Consider the following 9,916-nt stretch of genomic DNA (forward strand, 5'->3'; position numbering starts at 1 on the left):
TCACGCAGAGGGGGGTGACCATCCGGGGGAGCCGGTCCGGCGGGCGGCGGACCGCCACCCGCCGGACCGGCGTTCCGTCCTGCCTCGGCCCTGCCTCCGGCGGACCGGGACGGCCGGCGGCCCGGCCGCGGCGTCGTCCGCATTCGGCCTACGGCCGCGGGGGCGCGAGGGGGTGGTCGCGGGCGGACGACTCCTCGGGCGACCACGGGAGCCAGACGACCGCCTCACGCCAGCCGGGCCGCCCGGCGGCCCAGTCCTGCACCACCTTGGCCACCGGCTCCACCGAGAAGTCCCCCCGGTCACGGGGCATCCACGCCTGGAAGTGCCGGTCCGGCCCTCCCTCGCGGTACTCCACCTGATAGCTCAGATCGTCTTCCAGGTACACCTGCATGTAGTGCTGACCCTCGGGCTCCGCGTCGAGCCGGTTCACGACGACGAACCGGTGGCTGAGGCTCATGTCGGCCAGCAGGTCGTGCAGCTTGTCCTCGGACGGGTCGTCCCAGGCGGTGTCGTCCGCCTCGACCGCCCGGATCACTGGTGTTGTCATACGGGCGACCCTATTGACCGCCCGCGCCCCCCACCACCGCCGGGTACCGCCCGGTGCGCGGCCCGCTCTCAGCTCAGGCTGTCCCGCCACGCCCGGTGCAGTCCCGCGAAGCGGCCGGTGCCGGCGATGAGGGCGGTGGGGGTGCCGTCCTCCACGATGCGGCCGTGCTCCATCACCAGGACCCGGTCCGCGATCTCCACGGTCGACAGACGGTGGGCGATCACCACCGCGGTACGGCCGTGCAGCACCGTGTCCATGGCCCGTTGCACCGCGCGTTCGCCGGGGACGTCCAGGGAACTCGTCGCCTCGTCGAGGATCAGCACGGCCGGGTTCGCGAGCAGGGCGCGGGCGAACGCGACCAGTTGGCGCTGACCGGCCGAGATCCGGCCGCCCCTCTTGCGCACGTCCGTGTCGTACCCCTCGGGCAGTCCCGCGATGAAGTCGTGCGCGCCGATCGCCCTGGCGGCCCGCTCGATCTCCTCGCGGGTCGCGTCCGGGCTGCCGACCGCGATGTTCTCGGCGACCGTCCCGGAGAACAGGAACGCCTCCTGGGTCACCATCACCACGCCCCGGCGCAGCTCCGGCACGGCCAGGTCCCGCAGATCCGTCCCGTCCAGCAGCACCCGGCCTTCGGTCGGGTCGTAGAAACGGGCCAGCAGCTTGGCGAGCGTCGACTTGCCCGCCCCCGTCGAACCGACCACGGCGACCGTCTGACCGGCCGGGATCTTCAGGTCGAAGCGGGGCAGCACCTCGCCGCCCGTGCGGTAGGCGAAGCTCACCCCGTCGAAGACGACCTCGCGGCCCGGGTGCTCGCCCGGGAGGGCGGGCAGCTCGCGCGGCTCGGCGGCCTCGGGGACGGACGGCGTCTGGGCCAGCAGGCCCGCGATCTTCTCCAGCGAGGCCGCGGCCGACTGGTAGGAGTTGAGGAACATCCCGAGCCGGTCGATCGGGTCGTACAGCCGACGCAGGTAGAGCACGGCCGCGGCCAGCACACCGAGCGCCAGGGTGTCCGAAGCCACCCGGTACGCGCCCCACAGCACGATCCCGGCGACCGCCGTGTTGGCGACCAGCCGGGAGCCGACGACGTAACGCGCCATCTCCAGCATCGCGCTGCCGTTGGACCACTGGTGCGTCCCGTTGAGCTTCTCGAAGTGCGCGTCGTTGGCGGCCTCGCGACGGAACGCCCGGACGGGGCGGATGCCGTTCATCGTCTCCGCGAACTTCACGATGACCGCGGCGATCGCCGTCGACCGCTCCGTGTACAGCGCCCCGGCCCGCCGCTGGAAGACCCGCACCAGCAGGTACAGGGGCACGAAGGACAGCACCGCGACCGCGCCGAGGCCGAAGTCCAGCCAGAGCAGCGTCAACGAGATGGAGACGAAGGACAGGACGATCATGACGAGCTCCTGGAGCCCCTCGCTGAGCAGCTCGCGCAGCGACTCCACGTCCGTCGTGGAACGGGAGATCAGCCGGCCCGAGGTGTAGCGCTCGTGGAAGTCCACGCTCAGCGCCTGCGAGTGGCGGAAGATGCGCCCGCGCAGATCGAGCAGCACGTCCTGGTTGACCCGGGCGGAGGTCCGGATGAACGTGTACTCCATGGCCCCGGCCGTCACCGAGCACAGCGCGTACCCGACGGCCACCGCGATCAGCGGCCCGTAGTCCTCGTTCCGGAAGGCGGGCACGCCGCGGTCGATGGCGTACGCCACGAGCAGCGGGCCCGCCTGGATCGCGGCCTGCTGGACCAGCAGCAACAGCGCGGCCACCGCCACCCGCGCCCTGAACGGCCGCAGCAGCGACCCCAGCAGGGCCCGGGTCGCTCCCGGCGGGGTGGGCAGATCGTCCCGGTCGAACAGGTCCCCGGCGTCCGCGGGGGACAGCTCCTCGGGCTCGTCGGGCGCGGGCCGGTCGGTGCGCCCCGTCGTCGTCGTGGTCATCGGGTGCTGCCCTTCTCGACGGGGGCGGAGGCGGGGGTGTGGGCTTCGGGTGCGGGGGCGCCGGGTGCGGGGCGGTCCTCGGCGGACGCGGCGGGACCGGTTTCCGGGGACGACGGGGCGGGGTCCGGTGCGGACGGCCGGTCGGTTCCCGGCGCGGTTTCGGCGCCCGACATCAGCCAGGCGTACTCCGCGTTGTCGCGCAGCAGTTCCTGATGCGTGCCGACGGCGGCGATCCGGCCCCGCGACAGCAGCGCCACCCGGTCCGCGAGCATCACCGTGGAGGGCCGGTGCGCCACCACGATCGCCGTGGTCTGCGCCAGCACCCGGCGCAGAGCGGCCTCCACCAGCGCCTCCGTGTGCACGTCCAGCGCGGAGAGCGGGTCGTCGAGCACCAGGAAGCGCGGCCGGCCGACCACGGCACGGGCCAGCGCGAGCCGCTGGCGCTGCCCGCCGGAGAGGCTGAGCCCCTGCTCGCCGACCTGGGTGCCGACGCCCTCGGGCAGATCGTGGACGAAATCGGCCTGGGCCACCGACAGGGCCCGGCGCAACTCGTCCTCCTGGGCACCATCGGCGCCCATCAGGACGTTCTCCCCGACGCTCGCCGAGAAGAGCGTCGGCTCCTCGAAGGCCACCGACACCAGCTCGCGCAGCCGTTCGCGGGGCATGGTGGTGATGTCCGTACCGTCCAGCAGGATGCGTCCCGCCGTGACCTCGTGCAGTCGCGGCACCAGGGCGGTGAGGGTCGTCTTGCCCGAACCCGTGGCCCCCACCAGAGCCATCGTCTCGCCGGGCCGGACCCGCAGATCGATCCGGGCCAGCACGGGCGCGGCACCGGCCTCCGCGTCGGGATAGCGGAACCCCACCCCTTCGAAGACCAGTTCGCCGACCGCTCCGCCCCGGTCCGGGGCATCCGGCCGGGAGCGGTCGCCGCCGTCGGGCACGACCGTCGCGTCCTCCTCGCGCCCGTCCTCCTCGGTCGCGTCCATCACCTCGAAGTACCGCTCGGTCGCCGTCGCCGACTCCTGACTCATCGCCAGCAGGAAGCCGATCGACTCGATCGGCCAGCGCAGGGCGAGCGCCGTCGAGAGGAAGGCGACCAGGGTGCCCGCGGAGAGCCCGCCGTCCGCGACCTGGACCGTGCCGAGGACCAGCGCCGCGCCGATGGCCAGCTCGGGAATCATGGTCATGCTGGCCCAGATGCCCGCGAGGAGACGAGCCTTGCCCAGCTCCGTGGCGCGCAGCCGCTCCGACAGGGCCCGGAAGGCGAGCGCCTGGCTGCGGTGCCGGCCGAAGCCCTTGATGATGCGGATGCCGAGCACGCTCTCCTCGACGACCGTCGTCAGATCGCCGACCTGGTCCTGCGCCCTGCGCGCCACGTCCGCGTACTTCGTCTGGAAGAGCGAGCAGAGGAACACCAGCGGCACCATCGGGGCGAGCAGCACCAGCCCCAGCGTCCACCGCTGGCTCAGCAGGATGCCGAAACCGACCAGGATCGTCGTCCCGTTGACCAGGAGGAAGGTCAACGGGAACGCCAGGAACAGGCGCAGCAGCATCAGGTCCGTCGTACCGCGCGAGAGCAACTGCCCCGACGCCCAACGGTCGTGGAAGGCGATCGGCAGCCGTTGCAGACGCCGGTACAGGTCGGCCCGCATGGTCGCCTCCACCCCGGCCAGCGGACGGGCCACCAGCCACCGGCGCACCCCGAAGAGCCCGGCCTCCGCGATGCCCAGCAACAGCAGGTACAGCGCGCCGAGCCAGACGCCCCCGGGGTCACGGTCCGCCACCGGGCCGTCGACGATCCACTTCAGTACGAGCGGGATCACCAGGCCGATGCAGGACGCGACGATCGCCACCGCGGCGGCGCTGAACAGGCGGACGCGCACCGGCTTCACGTACGGCCACAGCCGCAGCAGGGTACGGGTGGCGGACCGCTTCTCGGGCTCTACGTTTTTTTCGGGCATCACAGGCGAGCCTACGGTTCACCCCTGACATCGCTCATGTGGTTTTCCGGCCGCCGAAAACGCCGGGGCTCTGGAACCTCCCTGGTCGTACCCCGTATCAACCGATCGGCTGATGCCGCTTCGAGCGTGATGGCCGATGGTGCGCCGGTGCCCGCGCCGCGATTCTCGTGGGTATGGCAATCATCGAAGTGGACGGGGTGCACAAGGCGTACGCCGGGCGCCGGGTGGTCGACGGGGTGAGCTTCACCGTCGAGGAGGGCGAGATCTTCGGCATCCTCGGTCCCAACGGCGCGGGCAAGACCACCACCGTCGAATGCGTCGAGGGGCTGCGGGTCCCCGACGGGGGGACGGTCCGGGTGGCCGGGCTCGACCCCGTCGCCGACCACGACCGGGTCACCCGGCTGCTCGGCGCCCAGCTCCAGGAGAGCGAACTGCAGCCCAAGATCACCGTGGCCGAGGCGCTGGAGCTGTACAGCGCCTTCCACCCGGACCCCGCCGACCGGCACGAACTCGCCGAGCGGCTCGGGCTGCACACCAAGTACGACACCCGGTTCGCCGCGCTGTCCGGCGGCCAGAAGCAGCGGCTGTCCATCGCGCTCGCCCTGATCGGCAATCCCCGGGTGGTGGTCCTGGACGAACTGACCACCGGTCTGGACCCGAGGGCCCGCCGGGACACCTGGAAGCTGATCGAGGACGTGCGCGACAGCGGCGTCACCGTCCTCCTGGTCACGCACTTCATGGAGGAGGCCAACCGGCTCTGCGACCGGATCGCCGTGATCGACAAGGGCCGGGTCGCCGCCCTCGACACCCCGTCCGGCCTGATCAGCAGGGCGGCCGGCTCCACCGTCATCGCCTTCACCCCCTCGCAGCCGCTCGCCGACGCCGAACTGACCCCGCTGCCCGGCGCGGTCCGCGTGACGCGGAAGGACGGGCGGATCACCATCGACGGCACCGACGAGACGGTCAACGCGGTGATCTCGCTGCTGGCCCGCCGCGGCATCACCGCACACCAGCTCCGCGTCTCCGAGGCGACGCTGGACGACGCCTTCCTCGACCTCACAGAACAGGTGGCCTGAGATGACCACGGCGAACCCGGCCGGAACCACGTCCGCACCGGCATCCGCACCGATGCCCGCACCCGCCTCCGCGCACCGGGCGGTCCTCAGGGCCGAGACGCGGCTCTTCCTCCGCGAACCCGGCAACCTGTTCTGGATCCTCGTCTTCCCGACCGTCCTGCTGACGATCCTCGGCCTGATCCCGTCCTTCCGGGACCCCGACGAAGCGCTCGGCGGACGCCGGGTCATCGACCTGTACGTACCGGTGGCGGTGCTGCTCGGCATGATCATGGCCGGGCTCCAGGCCATGCCGCCGGTCCTCACCGGCTACCGCGAACGCGGCATCCTGCGCCGGATGTCCACCACGCCGGTACGCCCGTCCGCGCTGCTCACCGCGCAGATCACCCTGCACGGCGCCGCGTCGCTCTGCTCCGCCGCGCTGGCCATGGGCGTCGGCCGGATCGCCTTCGGCGTACGCCTGCCCGGACAGCCCCTCGGCTACGTCCTGGCACTGCTGCTGGCGACGGCGAGCGTCCTCGCCCTCGGCTCGCTGCTCTGCGCCCTCACCCGGACCGTCAAGGCGTCCACCGCGATCAGCTCGATCGTCTACCTCGCGACGATGTTCACCGCCGGGGTCTGGATCCCGGTGCAGTCCATGCCCGACACCCTCCGGCACATCGTCCAGCTCACCCCGCTCGGGGCGGCCTCCCAGGCGCTGGACCGGGCGATGTCCGGCGGCTGGCCCGGCTGGGCGTCCCTCGGCGCGATGGTGCTGTGGACGGGCCTGGCGACGCTGCTCGCGACCCGTCTGTTCCGGTGGGAATGAGACCGCCGCGGGGCTGACCGGAGAGGGCCGCTCGGGGACACTGTCGTCATGAGCACGGGGGACATGGTGGGGGACACGGGGTGCCCGGGGGACACGACGGGCGGAAAGGGGGCGGCCGTGGGCGGCCCGACGACCGCCGAACAGGGATGGGAACGGTTCTTCACCTACGGGCCGTACGGCCTGCTCGGCCTGGGCAGCGCCGTCTCCGCCGTCACCGCCGGGCTCATCATGTCCCGCCCGGAGGTGTACACCGCCGCGGTGCTGGTCCCGTGCGCGCTCGTCCTCCAGCTCTGGTGGGGGAGGGCGAAGCGGTCCCGTCCCCCCGGGTCGCGGGCGGCCCAGTGCTACTTCGCCGTCCGCACCCTGCTCGCCTTCGGACTGACCTGGTGCAACCCGTTCTTCTCGATGTACGCCGTCCTCGGCTACTTCGACGCGGGCCGGCTGCTCCCGCAACGTGCCTTCCGCGCCGGGCTGCTGGTCGTCGCCGCGATCATGGCGGGCTCGCAGAGCGGCAGCGGACTGCCGCCGGCCTCCCTCATGAACTGGGTCGCCTTCCTCGTCCTGTTCGCCCTGCACGGGACCCTCACCATGGTCTTCGCGAAGATCGGCGACCACGAGGCGGACCACGCCCGCACCCAGACCGACACCATCGCCGAACTGGAGTCGGCCAACGCCCGGCTCGAACAGGCCCTGGCGGAGAACGCCGGACTGCACGCCCAACTCCTGGTCCAGGCGCGCGAGGCGGGCGTCGCCGACGAGCGCCGCCGGCTCGCCGCCGAGATCCACGACACCCTCGCCCAGGGGCTGATCGGCATCATCGCCCAGCTCCAGGTGGTGACCTCGGTCGGCGGCAGCGACCCGGCACTGGCCCGCCGGCACCTCGACCGTGCCGCCGACCTCGCCCGGCACAGCCTCGGCGAGGCCCGCCGTTCCGTCCACAACCTGGTCCCCGTCGCACTGGAACACGACGACCTGCCCGGCGCCCTGGAGAAGACCGTCACCGACTGGGCGGAACACCACGCCGTACGGGCCGGGTTCACCGTCACCGGCACCGTCGAGCCGGTCCACGACGAGATGGCCGCCACCCTGCTCCGGATCGCGCAGGAGGCCCTCGCCAACACCGGCCGCCACGCCGGGGCGTCCCGGGTCGGCGTCACGCTGTCCTTCATGGGCGACGAACTCACCCTGGACGTACGGGACGACGGCCGGGGCTTCGTCCCGCACGCCCTGCCGCCGTACCGGGGCGCGGGCGGATTCGGCCTCGGCGGCATGCGGGCCCGCGCCGAACGCGTCGCGGGCACCGTCGAGGTGGAGAGCGAACCGGGGCACGGCACCGCGGTCAGCGTCCGGGTGCCTCTTTAGGTCCGGACCGTGCCGGGGACGCCGCGGCGCGCGGTCCGAACGAGGGGCCACTGGTCCCCGACCACCGGTGACCAGTACGGTTGGCCTGCCATGCCGGAAGAGACCGCACACGTCATCACGCTCGTCGTCGTCGACGACCACCCCGTCGTACGGGACGGTCTGCGCGGCATGTTCGACTCGGCCCCGGGCTTCGAGGTGCTGGGGGAGGCGTCGAACGGGGTGGAGGGGGTCGAGCTGGTGGCCCGGCTCGATCCCGACGTCGTCCTGATGGACCTGCGGATGCCGGGCGGCGGCGGGGTCGCCGCCATCACCGAGCTGACCGCCCGCGGCGCCCGTTCCCGGGTGCTCGTCCTCACCACGTACGACACCGACACCGACACCCTCCCCGCGATCGAGGCCGGAGCCACCGGCTACCTCCTCAAGGACGCGCCCCGCGACGAGCTGTTCACCGCCGTCCGCGCCGCCGCCGACGGCCGTACCGTGCTCTCGCCCACCGTCGCGACCCGGCTCGTCTCACGGGTCCGCACCCCGGCGGCCCCGGGCGGCGAATCGCTCTCCGGCCGCGAGCGCGAGGTGCTCGAACTGGTCGCGCGGGGCACGTCGAACCGGGAGATCGCCGCCGAACTGTTCATCAGCGAGGCCACCGTGAAGACCCATCTCACGCACATCTTCGCCAAGCTGGGCGCCAAGGACCGGGCCGCCGCCGTCGCGGTCGGCTACGACCGGGGCATCCTCGGCTGACCCCGCGCGGCCCGCCCCCGCTCCGGGCGCGTGGCACCGACCCGGCACCCGCCCGGCCTCCGGCACGGCGTGTCCCGCCGTCCGTGCACCCGGGAGGCCGTACCCCACGTTTCCCCGGCCGGTCCCGGTCGTTTGGGGGGACGTGAAACACGTAGCGAAGAGAGCGAAGAGGACGGTGGCGGGCTCGGCCACCGCACCGGCCCGGGCGGGACTGCTCGCCGTGCTGGCCGTACTGGTCGTGCTGACCGGCTGTTCCGGTGTCGGATCGATCTTCAGCGGGAAGGCCCGCCCGCCGCAGGAGGCGATCCTGATCACCCCGAAGGACCGGGCGAAGGACGTCGGCCCGGACGACCGGGTGGAGGTGAGGGTTCCGGACGGGCGGCTGCAGAGCGTCCGGGTCACCCGGATCGAGGACGCGCAGCGACGGGAGGTCCCGGGCCGGATCTCGGACGACGGCCTGTCCTGGGAACCCGGGAAGGGGGCGGCCCGGCTCGGGCTCGCCGCCAAGTACAGCGTCGACGCGGTGGCGGTGGACGATTCGGGCAACCGCACGGCCCGCCACACCACCTTCACCACGGCGGTGCCCGCACACCGCTTCATCGGCTACTTCAAGCCGGAGAACCGCGCCACGGTCGGCACCGGCATGATCGTCTCGTTCGACTTCAACCGCCCGATCACCGACCGCGCGGCCGTGCAGCGGGCGATCCGGGTGACGTCCGACCCGCCGGTCGAGGTGGTGGGGCACTGGTTCGGCGCCGACCGCCTCGACTTCCGCCCCGAGAAGTACTGGGAGCCGGGCACCGAGGTCACCGTCGTGGTGGGGCTGCGCGACGTGGAGGGCGCGCCGCACGTGTACGGCTCCCAGGACAAGACGATCGCCTTCGAGGTGGGCCGCTCCCAGACGTCCGTGGTCGACGCGGCCGCGCACACCATGGAGGTGCGCCGCGACGGCCGGACCGTCGCCACCTTCCCGATCACGGCGGGCTCCCCCGGGACGGCCACGTACAACGGGAAGATGGTGGTCAGCGAGATGAACGAGGTGACCCGGATGGACGGCCGCACGGTCGGCTTCGGCGGCGAGTACGACATCGCGGACGTCCCGCACGCCCTCCGGCTCACCGATTCCGGCACCTTCCTGCACGGCAACTACTGGTCGGACGAGGGTGTGTTCGGCTCGGACAACGTCAGCCACGGCTGCGTGGGGCTGCTCGACGTGAAGGGCGGCGGCGACGACACCCCGGCCGGCCGGTTCTTCGACCGGACGCTCATCGGCGACGTGGTCGAGGTCGTCAACTCCGCGGACAAACGGGTTGCGCCGGACAACGGCCTCAGCGGCTGGAACCTGGACTGGGCCCACTGGAGGGCGGGTTCCGCCCTGCGCTGAAGTACGTCCCGCCCCACCCGGCTCCGTCCGGGGGTCCCCGTCCGGTCCCGTCCCCGGTCCGTCCCGGGGGTCCCCGTCCGGCTCCGTCCCCGGACCGTTCCAAGGG

8 protein-coding genes are annotated in these 9,916 nt (G+C 72.7%); 5 read left to right on the forward strand and 3 right to left on the reverse strand.

Features of this window, described 5'->3' with window-relative positions:
* Positions 1 to 148 precede the first annotated feature (148 nt).
* The 3 genes from EAO76_RS31760 to EAO76_RS31770 all read right to left on the reverse strand — a co-directional run bounded on the left by EAO76_RS31760 (position 149) and on the right by EAO76_RS31770 (position 4,442).
* Positions 149 to 547 (reverse strand): hypothetical protein, encoded by a 399-nt coding sequence (locus tag EAO76_RS31760; protein ID WP_148839316.1) that lies wholly within the window; start codon positions 545 to 547, stop codon positions 149 to 151.
* A 68-nt stretch (positions 548 to 615) separates the two neighbouring features.
* Complete coding sequence (locus EAO76_RS31765; protein WP_148839317.1) at positions 616 to 2,481, reverse strand: ABC transporter ATP-binding protein; 1,866 nt, start codon at positions 2,479 to 2,481, stop codon at positions 616 to 618.
* On the reverse strand, positions 2,478 to 4,442 hold the full coding sequence (locus EAO76_RS31770) for an ABC transporter ATP-binding protein (RefSeq protein WP_148839318.1): 1,965 nt from the start codon (positions 4,440 to 4,442) through the stop codon (positions 2,478 to 2,480). Before EAO76_RS31770 ends, EAO76_RS31765 begins: the two co-directional genes overlap by 4 nt.
* Before the next feature lie 173 nt (positions 4,443 to 4,615).
* Between EAO76_RS31770 and EAO76_RS31775 the strand changes: the two genes are divergently transcribed.
* The 5 genes from EAO76_RS31775 to EAO76_RS31795 all read left to right on the forward strand — a co-directional run bounded on the left by EAO76_RS31775 (position 4,616) and on the right by EAO76_RS31795 (position 9,810).
* A complete protein-coding gene (locus EAO76_RS31775; protein ID WP_148839319.1) occupies positions 4,616 to 5,518 on the forward strand; it encodes an ABC transporter ATP-binding protein in 903 nt (300 codons plus the stop codon).
* 1 nt (position 5,519) lies between these two features.
* The gene (locus EAO76_RS31780; RefSeq protein WP_148839320.1) at positions 5,520 to 6,323 is read left to right on the forward strand and encodes an ABC transporter permease; all 804 of its coding nucleotides are present in this window, start codon (positions 5,520 to 5,522) and stop codon (positions 6,321 to 6,323) included.
* 63 nt (positions 6,324 to 6,386) lie between these two features.
* Complete coding sequence (locus EAO76_RS31785) at positions 6,387 to 7,685, forward strand: sensor histidine kinase (protein WP_262376021.1); 1,299 nt, start codon at positions 6,387 to 6,389, stop codon at positions 7,683 to 7,685.
* A 90-nt stretch (positions 7,686 to 7,775) separates the two neighbouring features.
* Positions 7,776 to 8,426: a response regulator transcription factor gene (locus EAO76_RS31790; protein WP_148839322.1), complete on the forward strand. Its 651-nt coding sequence runs from the start codon at positions 7,776 to 7,778 to the stop codon at positions 8,424 to 8,426.
* A gap of 142 nt (positions 8,427 to 8,568) precedes the next feature.
* The gene (locus EAO76_RS31795; protein WP_148839323.1) at positions 8,569 to 9,810 is read left to right on the forward strand and encodes an Ig-like domain-containing protein; all 1,242 of its coding nucleotides are present in this window, start codon (positions 8,569 to 8,571) and stop codon (positions 9,808 to 9,810) included.
* Positions 9,811 to 9,916 lie beyond the last annotated feature (106 nt).

Source organism: Streptomyces sp. sk2.1 (assembly GCF_008120935.1).
Classification (GTDB): Bacteria; Actinomycetota; Actinomycetes; order Streptomycetales; family Streptomycetaceae; genus Streptomyces.